At 44.3% G+C, this 23878-nt stretch carries 14 protein-coding genes and 1 tRNA gene; 9 read left to right on the top strand and 6 right to left on the bottom strand.

All coding sequences use genetic code 11. The annotated features are described in order from the left end of the window. Window positions 1-4: 4 nt before the first annotated feature. Both ACFQ21_RS15705 and ACFQ21_RS15700 read right to left on the bottom strand, forming a co-directional pair. Entirely contained in the window at window positions 5-3109 is a 3105-nt protein-coding gene (locus ACFQ21_RS15705; RefSeq protein ID WP_377580225.1) for a SusC/RagA family TonB-linked outer membrane protein, read from the bottom strand. A gap of 319 nt (window positions 3110-3428) precedes the next feature. After that, window positions 3429-7601 carry a hybrid sensor histidine kinase/response regulator transcription factor gene (locus ACFQ21_RS15700; RefSeq protein WP_377580224.1) on the bottom strand — a complete coding sequence of 1391 codons (4173 nt, stop codon included), beginning with the start codon at window positions 7599-7601 and terminating at the stop codon, window positions 3429-3431. 378 nt (window positions 7602-7979) lie between these two features. On the opposite strand from ACFQ21_RS15700, the gene ACFQ21_RS15695 reads away from it, so the two are divergent. The 7 genes from ACFQ21_RS15695 to ACFQ21_RS15665 all read left to right on the top strand — a co-directional run bounded on the left by ACFQ21_RS15695 (window position 7980) and on the right by ACFQ21_RS15665 (window position 17871). Further along, a complete protein-coding gene (locus ACFQ21_RS15695; protein ID WP_377580223.1) occupies window positions 7980-9461 on the top strand; it encodes an RICIN domain-containing protein in 1482 nt (493 codons plus the stop codon). Between the two features lie 315 nt (window positions 9462-9776). Continuing rightward, window positions 9777-10889: a sensor histidine kinase gene (locus tag ACFQ21_RS15690; protein WP_377580222.1), complete on the top strand. Its 1113-nt coding sequence runs from the start codon at window positions 9777-9779 to the stop codon at window positions 10887-10889. A gap of 39 nt (window positions 10890-10928) precedes the next feature. Continuing rightward, the gene (locus tag ACFQ21_RS15685; protein ID WP_377580221.1) at window positions 10929-13271 is read left to right on the top strand and encodes a response regulator; all 2343 of its coding nucleotides are present in this window, start codon (window positions 10929-10931) and stop codon (window positions 13269-13271) included. Window positions 13272-13273: 2 nt separating this feature from the next. Then, complete coding sequence (locus tag ACFQ21_RS15680; protein WP_377580220.1) at window positions 13274-14674, top strand: ATP-binding protein; 1401 nt, start codon at window positions 13274-13276, stop codon at window positions 14672-14674. A 39-nt stretch (window positions 14675-14713) separates the two neighbouring features. Next, window positions 14714-15142: a response regulator gene (locus tag ACFQ21_RS15675; protein WP_377580219.1), complete on the top strand. Its 429-nt coding sequence runs from the start codon at window positions 14714-14716 to the stop codon at window positions 15140-15142. An 18-nt stretch (window positions 15143-15160) separates the two neighbouring features. Beyond that, window positions 15161-15676: a YfiR family protein gene (locus ACFQ21_RS15670; protein ID WP_377580218.1), complete on the top strand. Its 516-nt coding sequence runs from the start codon at window positions 15161-15163 to the stop codon at window positions 15674-15676. A gap of 56 nt (window positions 15677-15732) precedes the next feature. Beyond that, entirely contained in the window at window positions 15733-17871 is a 2139-nt protein-coding gene (locus tag ACFQ21_RS15665) for a TonB-dependent receptor plug domain-containing protein (protein WP_377580217.1), read from the top strand. Window positions 17872-17940: 69 nt separating this feature from the next. Here the strand turns inward: ACFQ21_RS15665 and ACFQ21_RS15660 are convergent, their stop codons facing one another. Together ACFQ21_RS15660 and ACFQ21_RS15655 are read right to left on the bottom strand one after the other, a co-directional pair. Next, on the bottom strand, window positions 17941-19002 hold the full coding sequence (locus tag ACFQ21_RS15660; protein WP_377580216.1) for a cobalamin-independent methionine synthase II family protein: 1062 nt from the start codon (window positions 19000-19002) through the stop codon (window positions 17941-17943). Window positions 19003-19107: 105 nt separating this feature from the next. Continuing rightward, window positions 19108-19656: a hypothetical protein gene (locus ACFQ21_RS15655; protein WP_377580215.1), complete on the bottom strand. Its 549-nt coding sequence runs from the start codon at window positions 19654-19656 to the stop codon at window positions 19108-19110. A 601-nt stretch (window positions 19657-20257) separates the two neighbouring features. Here ACFQ21_RS15655 and ACFQ21_RS15650 point away from each other — a divergent pair. Further along, entirely contained in the window at window positions 20258-21076 is an 819-nt protein-coding gene (locus ACFQ21_RS15650) for a lipopolysaccharide kinase InaA family protein (protein ID WP_377580214.1), read from the top strand. Window positions 21077-21147: 71 nt separating this feature from the next. After that, window positions 21148-22197 carry a glycosyltransferase family 9 protein gene (locus ACFQ21_RS15645; RefSeq protein WP_377580213.1) on the top strand — a complete coding sequence of 350 codons (1050 nt, stop codon included), beginning with the start codon at window positions 21148-21150 and terminating at the stop codon, window positions 22195-22197. A gap of 447 nt (window positions 22198-22644) precedes the next feature. On the opposite strand, the gene ACFQ21_RS15640 is transcribed toward ACFQ21_RS15645, so the two are convergent. Together ACFQ21_RS15640 and ACFQ21_RS15635 are read right to left on the bottom strand one after the other, a co-directional pair. Further along, window positions 22645-22732: transfer RNA gene (locus ACFQ21_RS15640), tRNA-Ser, on the bottom strand. Between the two features lie 48 nt (window positions 22733-22780). After that, a complete protein-coding gene (locus ACFQ21_RS15635; RefSeq protein ID WP_377580212.1) occupies window positions 22781-23845 on the bottom strand; it encodes an asparaginase in 1065 nt (354 codons plus the stop codon). Between the last annotated feature and the right edge of the window lie 33 nt (window positions 23846-23878).

Here is a 23878-nt window from a genome sequence, read left to right as displayed (position 1 = left end):
TTTTTTAGAACTGAATGTTTACGCCCACGTTGATAATGCGCTGCTGCGGATAGAATTGTCCGCTCTCGCTGCTTCCTTCCGGATCGTAATCTTTCACCTTGGTGATGGTAAACAAGTTGAATGCATTTGCATATACACGCAAGTTGGAGAGATGCAACTTAGATGTAAGTGCACCCGGCACGTTATAACCAATGGCTATATTTTTAAGACGCATAAACGAAGCATCGTTCAACCAGAAGTTGTTTTTGTTTAACCCTCCGTTGATAGAAGCTGATGCACGTGTATCAACACGCGGATAGCTGCCGTTCACGTTCGAAGGACTCCAGCGATTGTCAGCCCAGGTGCTGTAGAAATTACCTACGGTGCCTGATTCGGCCAATACATACTGGCTTACACGCGCCTGCCCTGCGAAGAGTATAGATATATCGAAGTTCTTCCAGCCCGCGCTGATATTCAAACCATAGGTAAGTTGAGGAATGTTGCCATACTTGGTTCTTACCTGGTCATCGGCTGTGATCTTTCCATCCTTGTTATAGTCTTCGTAGATCAAATCACCGAGCTGTGCATTCGACAGGTGCGGGTTGTTGTCCAGATCGCCTGTTGTTCTGAATATACCAATGGCATTATACAGCAAATATGTATTTAACGGGCGGCCGGTTTGTCTTTGATAATCCAGTACGCTGGAAGCTTCATCGATAAATACGATTTCACTTTTTGCATACGTCATGTTCGCGGAGATATCATACCAGAAATCACCCTGGTGTTTATATCCCACCGTTGTTTCGATACCTCTGCTTTTAACTTTACCGATGTTCTCAGAAGGCACCAGCGGATCACTTCCATACGGGTTTACAATACCGGATACCCCTGGTATAGATGCATTCCGTGCCGCTAGTATATCTGAGCGATCCTGCATGAAGTATATAAATTCAAGTGTAAAGTTTCGCATTACTACAGCATTCAAACCGATATCGGTTTTCTTGGCAACTTCCCAGGTGATGTTGGTGTTGGCAAGTTTTGTCAGGTCGATACCCGGATGTTTATCGCTTCCGATAACATAGGTATTATTAAAAGAGTAGTTATTGAAATACTGGAACTGGTTTACGTTGTCATTTCCTAACTGACCGTGCGATGCTCTGATCTTTAAATCGTTAATGAACGAAACGCTGTTGGCAAACCATCCTTCTTCCGAAATTCTCCAGCCTGCAGAAACAGCAGGAAAATATCCATAGCGATTGCCACTCGGAAATGTAGATGAACCATCTACGCGCATTTGCACTTCTGCGAGATACTTCTCTTTAAAGTTATAGCCTATGCGGCCGATATAGCTTCTGCGGGTATAGTTATAGCTTGAGCCGGAGTTATCGCGACTGGTGGCTGCCGATCCGCCCTGTGACAGTTCAGGCGTTTCAACTGTTGGGTAATTTAATCTCGAAGCACCAAATGTCTCACGGTGTGTTTTGCTTTGCTCGTACGCAACAAACGTGTTGATATAGTGATCACCGAGTTGTCTTTCATAGTTAAGCTTTAAGTTTTCTGTGATCATCATGTTGTTCTCCTGCGATTCGGTAAGTTTAGCGGCACCAGACGATCCTCCGGTTACGATTGGAGTATATGCATCATCAGCACTGTTATAGCTGTAAAGTGTATAGGGCTTGCTAAAAGCTTTGGAGAAATTCCAGGTTTTATCCACAGCGTAGAATCCATCTACCGACAATCCTTTTACGTATGGTATAGCATAACTTGCTTTGAGAATTCCATTGAATACGTTAAGCGGATTCACATTGGTACCACCTACATCTGTAACCATCATCATCGGGTTGTTATTTTCCACACCGGTAGAAGGGAGTCCGTTTGGATAACGGTCTATAACGGTAGGATACGCTCTGTATATTGAGCGGAATATATCTCCGGCTCCGTATATAGGATACTTGCGGTCTTCCTGGCGGCCTGCGATCGAGAGAGATACTTTGAAATCTTTCGTAACGTTCGCATCAATATTCGAACGGAAGTTATACTGGTTGTATTTTGTTGCTCCGTTTTTGTAGAGACCGTCCTGGTATATTTTACCAAGCGACACAAAATAGCGTACATCTTGTCCGCCTCCGCTGATGGAGAGGTTATGCTGATTCTGCAAGGTTACTTTCTTCAGTGTAGCATCAGCCCAGTCTGTATTGGGATAATTAAGAGGATCAGAACCATCACGGAATTTCTGAATCTCGGCTTCACTATAATGCTGGTTCATGCCACCCGCCTTGTTGTTATAGTAATCAATCTCATTCTGAATGGTAGCATACGTGGCAGCATCTGCCATATCCGGCAAACGCGTAGGTGATGAAAAGCCTTGATTGAAGCTATAGTTTATCGTAGGCTTTCCGGATTTTCCACGCTTGGTTGTTACCAGAATTACACCGTTCGCAGCACGGCTTCCGTATACTGCAGCCGATGCATCTTTCAGTATAGATACACTTTCGATGTCGTTTGGATTGAGACGTTCAAGACCTCCCAACTGCCCCGGTATACCATCAATTACCACGAGTACATCGTTGTTACCGGTCGTTGCTAAACCACGAATGTTATAGCTACTGCCATCATATCCGGGTTCACCACCGCGGTTGTTGGCAATCACACCTGAAAAACGTCCGGCCAATGTATTGGATACGTTTGGCTGTGGACTCTTTACAAGATCTTCACCTTTTACCTGTGATACTGAACCGGTAAGTGTTTCTCTTTTTTGTTCACCATATCCTACCACAACTACTTCCGAGAGTGTCTCCACATCAGACGTGAGTGGCATATCGATCGTGGTTTGAGCGCCCACTACAACTTCCTGTGTTTTATACCCGATGAACGAAAACACAAGCACTGCGTTCTGATCGGGTACACTGAGTGAATACTGTCCTTCCGCATCGGTTGTTGTTCCGATCGAAGTTCCCTTTACCACAATGCTAACACCTGGCAAACCAGCACCATCATCCTGTGATGTAATCTTTCCTTTCACAGTAATGTTCTGGGCAAACAGCGGAATCGAAGCGTACAGGCATCCGAGCAATATCATGGTGACGATGCGTGGTGCCATGGTTCTTTTTAGTAAATGTCTAATGATCATAAGTTCGGTTTTGTTTGGATGTTTTTTGTGAGCCCTTGCGGGCGATTTGATGTGCAAGCGAACCCTGCTAACCTGAATTGAAGATCTCTTTCATACCGTAGCGTTGGTTTAGGATTTTTATTTAGGCTGATAGCCAATTGGACTGGCGCAAACCTTTGCAAAGGTGTCCGAAATCGTTTTCTACAAGGAGGGAGAAATCTATACTTCGTGAGGGGCAGATGTATTTTGCCCGTGGAAACGCTGTAAACAGCCTGATTTCAGGGATAACTCCGGCAATTTTTCTGATCAACAGGATTTGTCCTGATAAGGGGGGTAAATGTCAATCTGCGGATTCGCTGCCTTTGAGAAATTCGGAAGGTGCATAACCGAACTCTTTTACAAAGCACTGGCGGAAATACTTCAGGTCGGAGAAGCCAACCATGTATACCACTTCAAAGACTTTATACTTTTTGGACTTGAGTAACTGTGCAGCTTCCTGCATCCGCAACGATCGCAAATACTCTACAGGCGAAAGACCCGTGAGCATCTTTACCTTTTTATATAAGAGTGAGCGACTCATGTTAAGCGACTCGCAAAGTTCGTTGACGTTGAAGTCCGGATGGTCGAGGTTAGCTTTCAGAATATCGTAAATAGACTGCAGAAATTTTTCATCGGGCGAGTGCGCTTCGGGGGCGGCTGCTCCGTTTCCGTTAACTGTAAATAAATTCCGATAGAAGCGTTTCAGATTCTCGCGCGACTGCAACAGGTTGTTCATGGTGAGCGTGAGCATCTCCGGGCTGAACGGTTTGGTAATATAGGCGTCTGCTCCTATTTCTATACCTTCCTTGTGGTGCGTGAGCGAAGTCTTGGCGGTAAGCAGAATTACCGGGATGTGACTGGTACGAATGTTACTCTTTAATGCTTTGCAAAAATCTATACCGTTCATCTCCGGCATCATGATGTCGCTGATGATGAGGTCGACATGATGTTCCGCTGTCAGCGCTAGTCCTTCTTTACCATGGCTCGCTTCGAGTATCCGGTAACTGCGTTCAAAGTATTCTTTCAGAAACAGGCGAATGTCTTCATCGTCCTCTACAATCAGCAGACTGCGTTGTCCTTTCTTTCCGGTAGTCTCTTCTTCTTCATGATCATCCAACACCATGGCAGTTGGTGGCGTTATGGCTGGACTCACGTTTCCGTTCAGTAAAAATTTATCTTCATTGGTAGCGATCACGATCTCGTTCGGCTTGAAATGATCTTTGCCCAATGGAATTTTTATACTGAATGTAGAACCGCTGCCTTCCACACTCTCTACATATATTTCGCCTTTGTGCAGGTGTACCAGCTTCTTGGCCAGCGCGAGTCCTATACCAGAACTCATCGGGCCGGAGCTATCGCCTTTATAGAACCAGTCGAATATACTTCCCAGTTGCTTTTTAGGTATACCTATACCATTGTCTTTTATACGAATATATATTTTACCCTGCGGACATTTCTCCGTTACCTGCTTGCGAAGCGAAATGCTGATCTCATTACCTTTCCCAATATATTTGAACGAATTGGAGATTATGTTATTCAATACCATCTCCATCTTTTCTTTATCAAACCACGCCATCAGTGAAGGCTCATCAGCATGAAAGTTGAAGGCTATATTTTTTCGAATGGCCAGTTCTTTAAATGTTATATAGATTTCTTCGGTAAAGGCCACGATGTCATCTTCGGTAACCTTTAGCACAATGTTTCCGCTTTCTATTTTACGATAGTCGAGGAGTTTGTTAATCAGGTTAAGAAGCTTGTGTGCATTGCGGTATACCATTTTCAACTTGCGCCCGGTGGGTGTATAACTTCCCTCCCGCGTTACCATTTCTTCCAATGGGCCTATCATCAATGTAAGCGGAGTACGAAACTCGTGCGATATCTCCGTAAAGAAACTCAGTTTCTCCTGTACCAGTTGTCGTTCGCGCTTGCGTTGTGCTTTTTCTATTTTAAGTCGCTTGCGCAGTGTTGCCTGTTTTTTGCGAACCGCCATTACCGCGAAACATAATCCACCGATAACAATAGTATACAGGAAGTACGCGAGCGGTGTGCGCCAGAATGTAGGCAATATGGTAATGCCTATACTGGCATAATCATCACTCCATGTATTTTCCTGGTTCGAAGCTTTTACTTTAAAGGTATAGGTGCCGGGTTCGAGGTAACGATATGTAGCAGAGCGCTGATTGCCCACATAGTTCCAATCGTGATCGAGGCCTTCAAGCTTATAGGCATATTTATTCTTCTCCGGGTAACTATAGTTGAGACCTACAAACTCAAAGGTAAATACAGATTGATCGTGCTTCAGTGTAATCTCTTTTGTAAGACTGATAACTTCATCCAGCGCGAAGTCATTCTCATTTTTACTGTTCACTTCAACCGGTTTATTGAACAACTGGAAACCGGATATCATTACCTTCGGTTTTTTTAAATGCTCAACAACCTGGTCGGGGTAAAATATATTCAGGCCCATTGTTCCACCAAAGCACATATAGCCTGCTATATCATTATAGAGTGCAGAGGCGGGGTTAAACTGTCCTTCCTGTAAACCATCGTTCACATCGTAATTATAGAATTGTCCTTTTCCGGTTTCGTACTTGGATATACCTTTGTTGGTACTGATCCACAAGTTATCAGCATTATCAGCAAGTATAGCGTAGATGGTGTTGTTGGCGAGTCCATCCTTTTCACTGAAGCGTGTAATTATTTTAGCAGTCGGGTCGTAAGCGCTGAGTCCTCCCCCACCGGTGCCAATCCACACTTTTCCCTTTCGATCCAGGCACAAAGCAAATACTACATTGCTCTTTAATTGATCATCGGTCTCTGACGTATGGAAGTACCGTTGTGACTTGCCGGTAGTTCTGTCAAAATAATGTAGACCATCACCATAACATCCGATCCACAAACCTCCTGTTTTATCTTCGGTAATGGCACGGATATCACCTTCACGAAGTATACCTCCCGAGCCGGGTACATTTCGATAAGTCTGTGTGCCTTCATCTACAAGGCAAAGTCCACCGCGGTTTGTTCCGATCCATAGATTGTGCCTGGAGTCTTCAAAGATCACACGCACATCTTTACCTCCCGACTGATCACCGACATAGCGATAATTTATAAATGCATCGTGCTGTGCATCATATTTAAAAAGTCCTTGTGAGTATGTACCGAACCAGAGGTTGTTATGATGATCGCGCAAAGCAGTCAATATAGCATTGTCGGTGAGGCCGCGTGTGCGACCGTCAGCTTTATAATGTTTTACTACTTCACCGGTAATTCTTGATTTATATATACCATCGCCATCAGTGCCTAGCCACAGGTTTCCGCTTTCATCATAACACATACCATAGTATTGCACAAAGCTTACCGATGCATTGGTATACTGGCGGGTTTGTACTTTTATAAACTTCTCCTTTACACTGCTGATCATGTATACACCATCGCCAAATGTACCGGCCCATAAATTTTTATCTTTGTCTTCGTATAGCGACAGAATGGTACGTTTGGAAATATTATAGTCGTTGAGGTTTTCGATGTGTTTGAAAATCACATCATCTAACGCGCGGTTGCTGAACTGCCGCAGGTCCAGCGAATAGAGGCCACCGCCCTGCACACCGATCCATAAATTCTCATGACTGTCGGCCAGCAGGGTAAATATACTTTTGCCTGCTATACCGGAGTGACTGGAGTTGAAAGTATAGAATTTATTTTCCTGGCGTTTGTACAGTACCAAACCATTGGCTGTACCGATCCATATATTACCCGAAACGTCTTCTGCGAAGCAGCGAACGTTCATGGAGGGCAACAGATTTTTACCCGATAAACTTTCATGCTTCTTAACGATGGTACCTTTACTTACTTTAAAAACATCTATACCACCGTTCTGCGTACCTACCCACAGCAATCCGAATTTATCTTCCAGCAGTGTGAGCGTTTGCGTACTGCTTAACTGCGGCAGCGTGTGGTCATCGTAGGGCGTAAATGTATTTGTCTTTTTATTGAACGAAGCAAAGCCACCGCCATACCAGGCAATCCATAAATTACCTGCACTGCCCTCGGTAATAAAACTCACATCGTTATTAGGACCTGCGCTGGTTGCCGGGGCCGGATGTTTAAAGAGCGTGAACTGTTCTTTGCGTTCATCAAAGCGATGCAGACCTTTTCGCGATGATACCCAGCATATACCTTCCGAATCCTTAAATATACTTTGAATGAAGTTGTCGGCCAGGCCGAGGTTGTTATCCGGATCGTATTTGAAAACTTTAAAAGAGTAGCCATCAAAACGGTTAAGACCATCCTCAGTGGCAAACCACATCAGACCTTGATCGTTTTGCATGATGCTATTCACCACACCCTGCGACAGGCCATCCTTTATACCATATCGTTTGGTGCGACTCTTCGGTTCCTGCTGTGCAACAGCCGATGTTACCAGCAGCAGTAGCAGCAGTCCTGAAAGTTTGAAAAACAAATACTCTTTATGCATCCCTTGTCCTCAAGTCTGAGAATAAAATTCCTTTTACATGTATTTCTGTTAAAAATGGCCCCGAACAATTCATAGGGTCGAGTCCTAACAAGTCCTTCTCAAAGAACCATAACACAACAGCGTTTTTATGGGGGGATTTGTGTAAAACGTGGGGGATACTTGAAGATTAAATCGTTTTCGGTAGGTCTATTTTGCCAAAAAAAACCACGCGATGTCCGTGTGTGCGTGTTTTTTGGCAAACCGACTGATCGCATTTTCAGATTTTAATGCAATCGATTTAGCCCCTGCTTTTTCCGTATTTATCCCCCAATCACGAGCAACAGGGGCAGTAAGTTAAGCCTGTCAAAAATTCTTAACAAACCAAAACTTATTAAATGTATGATTAAACATCTAAATTATGGAATGGCGTTATTGATGGCGCTGGTATGCGCGTGTCAACCGGAAGAACCACTCACTGCACGGTCCTCAACAGCCGTTGTTACCGGAACTGTCGACAATGCCGACAAACGTCTTGGAGCCGGTGGCATAGCCGGTGTAAACTGGGCCGATGGCCGCGATAACTTCGTGGATGGCTGGGTAATTCCTTCCGGACTTACAGCCTCCGATAATTACGCTACCGTTACGGCAAAGGCAAATTCAATTCTGAGCGGATTTCAAACCAACATGCCCGGTGTTAACACGGTACGCCTGCCGATCAATCCTAACAGCGTGCTCGAGTCCTGGTGGAGTGCCTATACCGGGGCGATTGATGCTGCGCTCGGCAAAAACATGAAAGTTATACTTGCGTGCTGGGAGTCTGCCTCTTCGCGCAACGGTCTCATTGATGACACTGCACAGTTCTGGAGCATGTGGCAAACCGTGGTGAACAAGTATGGCAGCAACAGCAATGTATACTTTGAAGTGTTTAACGAACCACACGGCTATACTTTATCTCAACTCACTGCTATATATGCAGAGTGGCTTTCACGCTATCCCTCTGTTCCGCAGGGACGAATTCTGTTGGGAGGAACAGGCTACTCTGAAAATGTTACAGCCGTAGGTGCGGACAGCCGTTTTACAAATTGTTTACTGGCGCTGCACAACTATGCATTCTGGACATCGCACAGTACTGCGCTGGAGTGGGAACAAGACTGGCAGAACCGCATTGGGAATTACGCTAGCCGTACCGTTGTAACCGAGTATGGCGCACCGATGACAACCGGTAAAAATTACACCGGTGCCATTAATGGCGATAACGAAATCGCCTATATACAAGGCTCTACCAATAAATTCAGAAACAGCAACATTGCCAGCGTATACTGGCCCGGCCTGCGCGATGGCGACAGCTATAGCATACAGACACGCGGTGGCAGTGGAAACAACATTACCCTCACCACCACAAACAACTCAGGGGTTACACGCATTCGCTACGGCTGGGGCTATGGAGGTTTTGATCCTACCGGTTACTATCGCATTGTGAATCGTAACAGCGGTAAAGTAGTGGATGTAAACGGAGCCTCCACTACCGATGGTGCCAGTGTTATACAATGGACCTGGAGCGGTGGCAACAACCAGCAATGGCGCATTATCGATATAGGTGGCGGATACCATCGCATTATCAATCGCAACAGTGGCGATGCACTGGATGTGAATCAGGCTTCTACCGTTGACGGTACACCTGTGATTCAATGGCCCTGGAACGCGGGCAACAATCAGCAATGGCAGATCATTGACAATGGTAGTGGCTATTATCGCATCATCAATCGTAACAGTGGCGATGCATTGGATGTGAACCAGGGCTCCACAGCCAACGGTGCTACTATTATTCAATGGCCGTGGAATGGCGGCAATAACCAGCAGTGGCAAATCATCGCGCAGTAACCAAAGTATCCTTCTAAAAAAATATTTTGAAAGCCAGCACGCTTGCTGGCTTTCCTTTTGTCGTTTACGCGTATACAACGGTACACCTACACGAACGTTTGCAGTATATACTTCATCGCTACGCATGTGTATACTTTTACCCATACACTAAAAAATGATAAGAGAAACACTTAGCTTTCGTCAGAAAGACTCCTAAAATCTATCCTCCAAAAACGCAACAAAACACTTCACTGGTAATTTTTATAAATCAGGTGTTCACTGATGCGCACAAACTAAACTAGACTCAACTTTGCAACATGAAAAGCAGGTATATATATGCCTGAAATCTTTATGCAAGAGTCTGCCACCAACGTATTACAAGCTGCACATCATATCGACCGCATCAGTGAAATCATGAAAGATGGTTTGTTGATGCTGGATGATCAGAATAACATCATCACAGCCAACGAAGCTGCGTTGCGCGATATTCTCGGAGTTTCCTCGTGGGATGAAATCCGTGGAAAAAAATTCACCGACTTATCAATCGGTGGTGATGAAGTTGAATCGATAACAGCAAGTTTCGCGCTTCACCAGGACTTCCGTGATAAACGCATCAGCTATATACATTCTTCCGGACAGATTCGCATTCTGCTTTGTTCGGTATTGCATACAAAAGATGCAGCGAGCAAAACAGCAACGAAGCTTGTATTGCTGCACGATCTTACGCGTGAAGAATCAGCCTCCGAAAAACTTTCTGAGTATACCCGCAAGCTCGAAAAGAAAAATAACGAGCTTGATCAGTTTGCTTATATCGTATCGCACGATCTGAAGGCACCGTTACGCGCCATCAGTAACCTGGCAGGTTGGCTGGAAGAAGATCTCGGGCCATCACTTTCCGGTGATAATAAAAATAATCTGCAACTTCTGCGCAACCGTGTTGTACGCATGGAAGCACTCATTAACGGTGTTCTCGAATATTCCAAGATCGGTCGCACGCAGATCGAACAGGAGCATGTAGATGTATATACCTTACTGAAGGAAGTAGAAGAAATGCTGGCGCCACCGGCTGCTATAACTATAAAAATAATTGAACCCGTACCAACGGTTATAGCACCGCGCACCATGTTGTTGCAGGTGTTTGCAAACCTCATCAGCAATGCTATCAAGTATAATGACAAGCCTCAGGGCCTGGTACAAATATACTGTACAAGCAAAGACAAGTATTTTGAGTTTGTAGTGGAAGACAACGGTCCGGGTATACCTCCTGAATCGTACGAAACTATATTCGTGATCTTTCATACGCTGCAATCGCGCGACAAATTTGAAAGCACCGGTATAGGATTAACTATTGTTAAGCGCATACTGGAAGAAAACGGAGGTCGCATCTGGGTGGAGTCAGAACCTGGCAAAGGAAGCAAATTCAAATTCCTGTGGCCTAAACAAAGTTAGTAAAGAAAAACAACCACACTATACGGATGTATATATAGTATGAATGGCTTAATAAAACTATTGGTGATTGATGATGACGCTGCAGACAGGCTCCAGTTAAAACGAGCCCTGAAAAACTGCGGCTTCACATACGAGCTCTCTGAATACGAAGCGTTCGACATCACGATAGATTTCAGTGCCTTTGACTGTATATTTCTCGACTACCTGTTGCCTGGCGAAAATGGATTGTCGCTTCTGAAGAAGATACGCGATACCGGTATAAAAACTCCCATCGTAATCTTTACCTCGCAGGGTAATGAAAACATTGCCGTGGAGTTGATGAAAGCGGGGGCATCGGATTATATAGTAAAGAATGCGATCACCAGTCAGTCAATGGCGCAGGTGCTGCGGAACATGCTCCAGATCGGAGAAATGATCCGCAAAAAAGATGAAGCGGAAAAAGCACTCTGCATCAGTGAAGCCAGGCTGGCCGAAGCACAACACATTGCCAAGTTCGGTAACTGGGAATTTGATACGATTCACAACCGCGTGCATTTCTCCGAAGAAGTATATAATATACTGGAGCTCGAAAAGCACGAGGTTGTTCCAAGCCTGGATCTCTACCGAAATCACATTTACGAAGAAGACAAAGCTTTTGTTAAAGCCAACGTTGCGCAGGCACTGCGTGGAGCCCGTGTCAATTATGATCACCGCATACAAACGCGCGCGGGAATAAAATATATCAATATACAGATATACCCTTCACAGGGACAAGACGGTACACTTCAGAAATTTATAGGCATCATCCAGGATATAACAACCCGCAAACGTGCAGAAGAAGAAATACTGAAAGCACGCGAGCTCACGGAAAACCTGATGAAAGTAAAAGAGATCTTCCTGGCCAATATGAGCCATGAGATCCGTACGCCCATGAACGCCATACTTGGCTTTACGCGATTGTTGTTTGAGACTAACTTATCCCAGGAGCAAAAGAGCTTTGTAGATGCCATTCATTTTTCCGGAGAGAATCTGCTGGTTATCATCAATGATATACTGGACTTGTCCAAGATACAAAGCGGTAAAATGACCATTGAAAAATATGAATTCAATGTTCATGAACTTGTGAAGGGAATCATTAAGGTCATGCAGCCGCGTGCGCAGGAGAAAGGTCTTACCCTGATTGATAAGATTGATGCACAGATCATACCTATTGTAAAAGGCGACCCGGTAAGACTAAACCAGATCCTCACCAATCTTATTTCCAACGCAATCAAGTTTACGGAAAAAGGCGGTGTTACCGTAGAGCTTTCTTCACTGGCGAGCGAAGGTATATATGAGCTGTTCGAATTCAGAATTCAGGATTCCGGCATCGGTATACCGGAAGACAAGCAGTCGGTTATATTCGATGACTTTGTACAGGCCTCTGATGATACTACGCGCAAATATGGTGGCACCGGCTTAGGACTTTCCATCGTAAAGAAGCTGGTAACGTTGCAGAAAGGAAAGATTGCCTTGCAAAGTACACCGGGTATAGGATCTACATTTACGGTACATCTCACCTTTGAAAAGGTTAATATAAAGGAGTCTGTCTCATCAGCAGCCATACCATCACTATCCGATTTTGCAGAGAAACTTCGCGGTACAACTGTACTCGTTGCGGAAGACAACACCCTGAACCAGGCGCTTGTAAAAAAAATACTGGAGAAAGCCGGCTGCCAAATGGATATAGCCTCCAACGGGTTGGAAGCCATTCACTATCTGCAAAACAAAGTATATGATGTTGTGCTGATGGATGTGCAAATGCCGGAAATGGATGGCTATGAAACCACGCAGTATATACGCAACGAAATGGCAGCACCGCAATGCAACATACCGATTATTGCCATGACTGCCCATGCTTTTGGTGATGACGTATCGCGGTGTATTTCGGCTGGAATGAACGACTATATATCCAAACCGTTCAAAGCCGAAACGCTGTACCTCAAGCTTTTGAAATATACCGAGAGCCCTGACAAAAGCGAAGCTGGTTTACTGTCGGAGCAGGTTATGGCCAGTTATACCATGGATTTCTCGGTAGATAAATTTATAGCAGACAGTCAGAATTTACCAGTAGATTTTTTCGAGATTCTCGAACGTGAGACACCGGTATATATCGCAGCGCTGCAACATGCTGTAGAGAACCGCGACTTGCAATCCGTAAAATCAATCTGCACCCAGATCAAGTCATCCTTCAGTTTATTGAAGATTATACAACTGGATCACCTCGTAGATGATCTGATCTTCCTCATGGAAAATGGACAGACCAACGCATTTGAAATCATTCACAAGCCACTGGATGTGCTCATATCACTTCTGGCGGCTGTTAACCACGCACTGAAAAACAATTTGAAAAGGAGCCGTTAATCATGCTGAAGAATCTTTCCATACGAATCAAGATCATAATCGGCCAGGTGTTTCTCATCGCGATGGTATCGGTATTTATATACAGCTACTATCCGCAACAGCAGGAACAGCTCGCGATCCGTGCTATTGAATCGAAGATCCAAAGTATCAGTAATATATTCTCGATTGGTGTCGGTATTGGTATGGGTGAGACAGACCTTGTTGCTGTATCAGAAGCCATGGAATGGGCACACTCCGATAGCGCGGTGGTATATATCTCGGTACGAAACGATCAGAACCAGGAAATTACCAGTCTCAACCTGCTGGATAAAAACACAACGCCTGCCCTATCCGCCATTGCCAACTATAATGAGCGCGTGGAGATCGATGGCGTAATATACTATAAGAGCAATATCGTCTATCAGAATACAACTTTCGGAACCTTGGTCATTGGTTATTCCCTCAAGCCTATGAATACCATGATCGGTTCACTGAAACGCACCACCAGTTATTTCTGTCTCGCACTGTTTACACTCGGAGTATTACTTGCTTTTACAACCAGTAACATGATAACGGCTAACATTCTGAAGCTTGATCAAACCGTGCGTGCTATATCCAACGGAGCTGAACAGGTATATGTAGATGTTACCACGAACGATGAAATCGGTAAACTCGGCCGCGCTTTTAACCACATGCTTCACCGGTTGGAGAAGTCGCATCTTGAACTGGTACGTTACTCGGAACAACTGCAGAAACAGAATGAAGAACTGAACCAGTTCAGCTATGTTGTTTCGCATGATCTGAAAGCACCGCTTCGCGCCATCTTCAAATTATCAGAGTGGATTGAAGAAGACCTCGGTCCTGCTATACCGGCTGAATCAAAAAAGAATATGCAGATTCTCCGCGGACGTGTATTCCGACTCGAAGCCCTGATCAACGGCTTACTTGAATACTCGAAAGTTGGCAGACTGGAAGTTCCGGTAGAGCGCGTGGATGTATATACCATGCTGAGGGAAACAACGGATCTTCTGAATCCTCCTGCGCATATCAAAGTAGAAATCGTGAATGATATGCCCGTGTTGAATACGAAGAAATATTTACTGCAGCAGGTATTTATTAATCTGCTCGCCAACGCCATCAAATATAACGATAAGGAAAATGGCAAAGTAATTATCTCTTCGCACGAAGCTGGCGACTTTCATCAGTTCACAGTTGAAGACAACGGTATCGGCATTGCCCCGGCCTATCACGAAAAAGTTTTTGAGATGTTCCAGACACTGGAAGCTCGCGACAAGGTAGAAGGTACTGGTGTAGGACTGGCGATCATCAAGAAAAGTGTTGAAGATATGGGAGGCAACATCCGGCTTGAATCGGAAGAGAACAAAGGCGCACGCTTCATCTTTACCTGGCCCAAGGCCGCCTGATAAATAAAATAGTATAAAGACCAAACGCATAAAATCTGTATGACAAACTTAATCCACATACTTCTGGTAGAAGACGATGAAGTGGACATCATGAATGTACAACGGGCTTTCAAGAAAAATAACATCAGCAATCCGCTGCACGTTGCGCGCAACGGTGTTGAAGCACTCGATATGCTGCAGGGTAAACATATGGATAAAGTTATACCGACACCGCGTGTTATCCTGTTGGACATCAACATGCCGCGCATGGGTGGTATAGAGTTTCTTACCGAACTCCGAAAATTACCAGAACACAAATCGGCCAGCGTGTTTGTGATGACAACTTCTAACGAGGAAAGCGACAAGGTCGCTGCGTATAACCTGAACGTTGCAGGTTATATTCTGAAACCACTTTCGTTCGAAGGATTTACCAGTGCCGTATCCATCCTGAATCACTACTGGCATTTGTGCGAAATGCCGCAAGTCTGATCTATGGTTTACCGCGCTATGTTTCGTAAAATCCGATTCATCGTTCTCGCTGTGAGCTTAGCCATGTGCATGCATGCTTCGGCATGGGCACAGACCTCTGCTTTTGATGAGTTACAGGTAGCCTATATATTCAATTTTGCCAAGTACGTGAAGTGGCCGAAAGAAGGTTCTGCTATTGTGATCGGCATTTACGGTGAAGTAAAGAATATAGGCTATTGGACTCAGCTGCTATCAGAAAAGAAAGTACGTAATAAACCGCTGCAGTTAAAGCAAATTGAGACACTGACCAACCTGGATGATATCAACATCATTTATGTTCCGGAAAGTGGCTCGGAAGATTTTAAGCTGCTTGCGGCTGCAACAGCCGGCAAAAGTATACTCCTTGTTACAGAAGAAGATCTCATCAAACGGGGTGCTGCCATCAGCTTTGTGGTGGAAGATGATCGTTTGAAATTCAAACTGAAACAATCGGCTCTTGCTGATATAGGTTTAACGGCAACAGAAGGTTTGTTAAAGCTGGCCATACTGAAATAGAAAACCAATCCGCTATATATAGACTAGTCAATGTACTTAAACATCAAAAAATCATCATGAAAAAAATCATTACAGCACTCTTACTTGTAATCTGTGCAGGGCCATCGCTGCTTCTGTACGGGCAACAGGCAGATACTGTTAATACGCAGGATTATTTTAGTCTCAGCCTGGAAGAGCTGATGAACATTACCATTACCACAGCATCAAAATCGGAAGAGAGTTTGAAAGATGCTGCCGCGGTTGTAAGCGTGATCAGTGCCAAAGACATTGAGCGCTACGGTGCTAAATCGCTAAGTGAAGTATTAGACCGTGCCACCAATATATACTTTACCAGTGGCTATATGTATCGTAACAACATGGTGTCGATACGCGGCAACGTTACGGCAATTGCCAATACCAATGTGCTGATACTTGTGGATGGTCGTCCGTTCCGTGAGAGTCTGGACAACGGCATGAACTCGGCTATCTATAGCGCCTTCCCGCTGAATCGTGTTGAACGCATTGAGATTATACGCGGACCCGGATCGGTGTTATACGGTACATGTGCCCTTACCGGTATCATCAACATCATTACAAAAAAAGTTTCCGAAACTGCACCGGTTTCCGCCAGCGTATCATACGGAACTTTCAACACCAAACAGGCGCAGGCGAGCGCTGCCAGACGTATCGGCAAATTGCACATTGCTGGTGGTATAAATTACCTCGATAGTGACGGATGGGACTTCACTGCGTATGGAGAACCTGAAATTGCTTTATATCCGGATGGTACTTCAGGGCAAGCTCCCGCTCAACAGAACACAATCAAGATGTACGAAGAATCACTAGGTGGTAACCTGAATCTCTCCTATGGTGACATCAAGTTGCTGACGAACTATATGCATACTACGCAGGCAAACATGGGCTCATTCCCGATGTGGCTGAACAGTACTGCAGGCACTGACGAAGCGCTTGACTTCAGCACTACTGTAAATCGTTTCCTCGCAGATATAGGATATGAAAAGGCGTTCACTAAAAACTGGCGCACAACGTTCAACATTACCTATAACGGCATGTACCGCGAGAAGAAAATCCCATACCTGCCCAACATCGGTGAAGATGCACGTTCGGATGATTACCTGGTGGAACTGACTAACTATATCAAACCTCTCCCGAATATGAACCTCATCATCGGGGGGTTAACCAATACACAAACCGGTAAAGCATATACCTATACCAAAATTACAAACACTGAATCGCCCCTGGGTTACGATGTATTAAATCCGTTCGACTACAGCATCATCAACACGACACCTTACCAGATCGTTAAATCGTACAATCAAACCTGGTGGAGTATATATGCTCAAGGGGACTATACCATCGGTAAAGTTGTAAAACTTATTGCCGGTGCACAAGGTAACAAGGTTACTGGAAATGACCTGTATATAGCACCACGCATCGGAAGTATATTTTATACCAGTGCCTCTACCGGTATAAAAATTCTGTATGGAAAAGCTTTCCGTTCACCCACGCAAAATGAACGCCTGGGCAGCAACGTTCCGGAAATATACCCGAACCCTGATCTGAAGCCCGAAACCATTGGTACATTTGAGACACAGCTCTTTTATACCAAGCCTTCGTTCGAAGCTTACCTGACGTATTATTACAGCAAACAGGAGAATATCATCCGTCAGTCCATTAGTGCCGATGAAAGAATAGAAGTTTCGTTTGGTCCGGGGCTGACATTCCAGGTGCCTACTTACCTGAACGGTGGTCACCTGCATTCACAAGGTGTAGAGCTTGAAACAAAAACACTTATTACCAAAGCGCTTTCACTTACTACAGGTTTCAGCTACCAGACTACCATTGATGATATGGACAATCGCGATGACCTGGGCATGCCGAAAGTTATGTTGAAGGCAGGCATTTCGTATGCCCTTCCTTTTGGTTTGCAACTGGGTATCTATAATTCTTACTTCGGCAAAGGTGGTTCTACAAACCGCGATTATACTGTTAACATCAATCCTGAAGTTACAGCCTTCAATTACCTGAGCACAAATGTGCAGTACAAAATCAACAAGAACCTGATTGCTGGTATATATGCAATCAACGTTTTGGATGAAGACGTTTATTATCCTGAATATCGCAACCGTAACATCAACTCACTGCCGGGCAGAGGCGGTAGAGCTATCAACGGAAATATAATTTTCAAACTCTAATCTGTCCAATTACCTTTATGCTGATCGGGCACTGTCACACCACGACAGTGCCCCTCAGTATATGTACCTTTATCCAAGTTTGCTTTCCGCCAGGGCAGTGCCCTCCACACGCGCTTTGATCTTGGCAAATGCTACTTCCCGTGCTGTTGACACATCGTCTGCAAAAGGTGAGAATCCACAATCATCCGTAGTGCCCAGCTGATCGGGCGATATATAGCTAGCAGCTTCCTGTACCAGGTCACAAATCTCTTCATTACTTTCAACCCGCGGGTTCAACACGTTGGTTACTCCCAGGTATACCCGTTGTGAAGGTTTGATCAATCGCCTGATCAGCTTCAGTATATCTTTTTTATTTTTCTCTGCAGCATACTCAAGATAAAAATTACTGACGCGCAGGTTAAAAAGATCGGGCAGCAGATCAGCATAATCTACATCCGCACTGTGCGTGGAGTCATGATCACCTCCCGGGCAAGTATGTACACCTATGTGAATGCGCTCTTTGGCTGTGAAACGATCGAGCACCTGATTGTTCAAGTCTATAAGCATTCTTAAAAGCGCTCGCGATGGATCGAGTTTAACCGCAAGCCTTGCTTCTGTAAAATCGATTTGTACCGTATGCGCGCCATCCTGCAAACACATGCGTATATCCGATTCAGCTTCATCGAGCAGATCGGCAACGAACTGATCACGCGGATAGCCGGCAATTCCATCTGCCGGGTATAGCAGGCTCAGCGCTGATGCCGATATAACTGCCTGCTTCACGGGTAACGTAGTATATGCCTTTGCCTTGTTCAAATACCGGTTGGCATGTATACTATATTTGAATCGGCCACCGGTGAGCCGCGGTAACTGTCGCGTATGACCATCGGCAAACGGAATCACTATACCATCGCTGGCAAGCTGAACCATTCCTTCCAGCGGGTAGGTAACGAAACTGGATTTAGACTGCTCACCATCGGTAATAACCGGAGAGCCCGTCTCTTCAAATTGACGAATGGTATCAATCAACGCCTGATCCTGTGCACTCAGCAGTTCTTCGTGCGTGATCTGGTTAGCAGCGAATGCGCGCATGGCGTTTGTGAGATAGACAGGACGTGGTATACTTCCAATCGGTTCTGTTGGGATTTTCATAATCGTTAAGTTGGAGGGTGAATAATTAATATATAGCATCGCGCAATACCGGCAGAACAAAAGTCCGCAGGCTATATATAGCCAATGCAACAAGGTATACTATCATTAACCCTGCAGCCTCGGAGGCCATTCGATGGAGGGCGCAAAGGAAGGAACAAGAATTTTACAACAGACAGACCTTTGCAGGTTCATCGTCCAACCGGAAGTATACTCGTGGAGCAATGTTGACGTTACTATATATTCCTTTATAAAGGATATCAAAACTTTGGGTGCGGGATTTTGAGAATGAGTCTGCCCGGAAAAAGTATGTGCCACTGTTCCGAATACATCATGAATCTTCCGGATTCCTTCATCGCGAATACAAACAAGAATTAAAGTATCCGAAGAAAGTTTTTGTTTTACCAGCCGGTAAAATGAACCATGATGTTCAAACGTTCCATCTACCCTGGCAAACTCGGGGGAGTCAAAAACATACGGTATGGCGATAGGAATTTTCAACGTTCGCAGCTCTTGTTGCCGATATCGTTCGCCATCCAGCCGGGCACGCATACCGGCATCATGCCTGTACTTCCAGCCGATGAATAAGCCATAGTACCCTGTGGTGTTAAACAGGATGATACAAAGGAACACGTAAGAGAAGATTTTTCTTATCATGACCCGAAACGATGGTGTAACAGAAAGCTAAACACAAAATTGATACAGAACAATGATGATCAGCTTTTTATCGCTTCTGCAAACGATGATGCATGGCCTGCGAGCCTTCACAGAGGATGTTCTGAAAAAAAATCGCTCGATTGGAACAAATTTTTAGCAGAGATGTACAATATCCGTAGGAAAAAATCGACTATATATGCAAAATCATTTTCCGATTACCCCAAGATCGAGGATTGAAATTTTAAGGTACTGGACAGGATCGGTTTTTCTCAGTTATTTTCTGAAGTATATTCATAAAAATATACTCACAGCTTTACGCGACCAAAACGCTCGAAATAGCTACGTACTAATCTATCCTTCCTACCAACGGCTGTTTTGTACCGACAAAAGTTCAATTATTCATTGAACCGTTTTATACCGCTATACAAATGTATAGTGGTAAATATACCGGTGCATTTGAATTTTTAAAACAGTATAGTTGTTACAGCACCACCTATACTCAAGATTAACGATTGCAAATAAAAAATTGAATCCGGAAAAATGTTTTGATGCATTGAAACGTTTTTATGATTCGAATTGACAGGGGAAGGAACTGATGATCATGCAAACTCAAACCTATACGCTATCGGAAGATTTTACGGACCTCCGTGATTTTATACTCACACTTCCTGGAAATTTCGATGCCGTTGGCACTGTTATTCAGGATAACCGGAATGTTGTAAAAACTATTTCTACACCACATGGCCTGGTGGTAGTAAAGAAATTCAGCGGCATGTATTTCTTTAATCGCCTGGCCTACTCACTGTTCAGAAAGTCCAAAGCCGCCCGATCTTATTTATACTCCAGGCAACTGAATGAGAAAGGTATCGCTACACCGCCACCCATTGCATGGCTCGACTGCTATAAGTATGGACTGCTCAACGAAAGTTATTTTGTAAGTCTGCACGAACCTGATAAAACGCTTCGTGAGATGACAGCGGTGAACGGAACGTTCAAAAGTATTCTATACAAACCATTAGCATCTTTCGCGCTTACCTTGCATCAACTTGGTATTTACCACGATGATTTTTCATCGGGAAATATTTTGATACGTGAGACTGAAGATGGCTATGATTTCTCTATGGTAGATCTGAACCGTATCAAATTTCAAAAGGTAAGTTTTGAGCAAGGACTTCGGAATCTTTCCAAACTGGCTTTAACGGATGAAGAGTTTAATATACTGGTCAGTGAATATGCCCGTATACAAAATCAATCGCCCGAAAAATCCTGCCAGTTATTCTGGAGCTATAAACGCAGGTCATCTTTTATCCGTAAGATCCGGAAGAGACTCCGGAAATATGTACTAACACCTCTTGAAAGTATATTTACCGGTAAGCGGGTATTATTCCTGATGTTTATCGAAGACATGCTTTGGTTCTGAGGTATATTTTATGCTATACATATATACCTGTTTGCTTGCCTTTACTTTTCAAGTAACGTATCTTCACCCGAATGAGCATTAAGAAAAGAATCAACAGGATACGCGGTGCGATAACGCGTTCGTTAACCCGGAACATTGGTACATCGGTCCAAAATAGTATTGGTAATGATTTGCCGAACAAACCCGATATCCGCAGGGTTCTTATCTGTCGTCCAAACCACCGGCTTGGTAATTTGTTGCTCACGACACCGTTGGTACAGGAGATACAACAAACTTTTCCGAATGCGCGCATCGACCTGTTTATTAAAGGTGGCGCTGGGTCGTTGATATTCAAGAACTATAAAAGTATTGATACGCTCATTCAGTTACCGAAGAAACCATTCAAAGATCTTTTAAAATATTTAGGCGGCTGGCTGCACATTCAGAAGACCCGTTATGATATAGTGATAAATGTAGTGTCCAACTCATCATCAGGTCGTCTTTCCACTAAATATGCCAATGCGAAATTCAGATGCTTTGGTGATGTTGATAGCACTATACTGAGTAAATATCCGGATGCCGACCACATGGCGAAGTTTCCGGTATATAGCTTCCGGAATTTTTTAACTCAGCTTGGTTTCCCCGAGAACACGAACGCTGTGGCTCCAATGAATATTGAGCTGAGTACAGCCGAAATTGCCCATGGAAAAAAATTACTTATAGATATTGTCAAGAACAATCGCAAGACAATCGCGCTGTTTACCTATGCTACGGGTGATAAATGTTACTCAGAAAGCTGGTGGCAGGAGTTTTACACTAAACTGAAAGCCATTTATCCTGACTATAATATTATTGAAGTATTGCCGGTTGAAAATATATCGCAGCTCGCATTTTCAATACCGAGCTTCTACAGTAAAGATGTTCGCGAAATCGGATCGTTCATTACCAACACCAATCTTTTTATAGGAGCCGACAGCGGCATGATGCACCTGGCCAGCGCATCCAACGCCCCCACCGTTGGCCTGTTCAAAATAACGAACGCCAAAATATACGCTCCCTATAATCACAACAGCATGGCCATTGATACGAGTGAGAAGAGTATAGATGAGTGTATCGGGATTATTCGAAGCATTGCGATTTAACAAAAAAGCTACTTTTGAAAATGTACAACATGCAGGATGCAGGGGTACAATTGTTTTTGGAAGGACAATCGCTATTCGATTTGGCTAGAAAAAAAATTGTCATGAAGAAAAAACAATCAAAAAAATTCGAAGAGCTTGATGGCTTGATTTTAACCAGATCTTCGCTCAAGAAATAGACATAAAAGAAGCCGAACTTAGTCTTTTCATCAACAATCATTATAAGATTGGAGATACTTCGAATAATAATATACCCGCTAACTGGTGGTATAAGCTCATAGAGAAGGAGAAAGAACATTTGATTGCAACCAATAGAGAGTTAAGGAAAGAGCAAAAAAAATATGTTCATAGAACCTTGGACGTCAAGGTATAGGTATAAACAAATCAACACGCTACTAAACAAAAACCCCGATCCTTTACGAACCGGGGTTTTACATTTAATCATTGATGCGGAGAGGGCGGGATTCGAACCCGCGATACCCTTTGGAGGTATACACACTTTCCAGGCGTGCTCCTTCAACCACTCGGACACCTCTCCTGGTTGAAACGGGGCACAAAGAAATTAAGAATTTAGGGGCTTTGCAAATTATGTTGTTAATTCTCCTGCCAGCGATAAGCTCACCAGTTCTTTCGTCCGCGTAGTGCCATACTCCCCAAGCAATAACATGAGCTTTGTAAGCGCTGCCTCGGTAGTCATATCCGCTCCGGAGATTACACCGATCTGCTGAAGTTTCTTGCTGGTTTCATAGCGGCCCTGCAACACGCGTCCACCCGGACACTGCGAAACATTTACGATAATAATATCGCGCTCGATGGCTTTCTTCAACTCTTCAATGAGCCACGGCAGCGTTGGAGCATTGCCCGACCCGTACGTTTCCAGTATAACCGCCTTAAGACCAGTGGTATTTAAAATAGCCTGCACAACGCCCTGGCTAATGCCGGGAAAAAGTTTGAGAATAGAAATGTTATCATCAAACTTCGCGCGCAGGCGCAGTGTATCGGCTTGTGACGGCTTGTTTATGACTGAGAAATTATAGTCAATCTTTACACCTGCCTTGGCTAGTGGCGGATAATTACCGGAGTCGAAAGCATCGAACCGAAGGCTCTCCACTTTTTTGGAACGATTGCCCCGAAGAAGTTCGTAATCAAAGTAAATACACACTTCCGGCACCAGCGCAATACCGTCTCTGCGGGCAGACGCTATATCCAGTGCTGTGATCAGATTTTCGCGGGCGTCTGAACGAGGCTCACTGATCGGCAACTGTGCCCCGGTAAAGATGATAGGCTTGTTCAATCCTTCCAGCATAAAGCTGAGTGCTGAAGCTGTATGAGCCATCGTATCTGTACCATGCAATACAACAAAACCATCGTTCTCCTGATAGCAATCGTGAATGATCGATCCGATCACTTTCCAGTGTTCCGGCTGAATGTTGGATGAATCAATCGGTGTTTCAAAGGATACGACCGTAATCTCCAACTGAAGATTTTTGAGTGAAGGTAAATGCTCCAGTATCGAAGCAAAGTCAAAAGGTATCAGTACACCATCTTTATCGTACGTCATACCAAAGGTTCCCCCGGTATAAATGATGAGTATACGCGACCGGGGTTTTCCCGGCAAGGCAGTGTTGATACTGATTTTTTTTAAATTCATAGGGCGGTGGTTGTATAGCTGTCTGGTTGTTTT

The sequence above is a fragment of the Ohtaekwangia kribbensis genome, from assembly GCF_042676245.1.
Taxonomy (GTDB): domain Bacteria; phylum Bacteroidota; class Bacteroidia; order Cytophagales; family Cyclobacteriaceae; genus Ohtaekwangia; species Ohtaekwangia kribbensis.
Note: the sequence above shows the minus strand (reverse complement) of the source record. Positions and strands in the feature narration are given on the sequence as shown.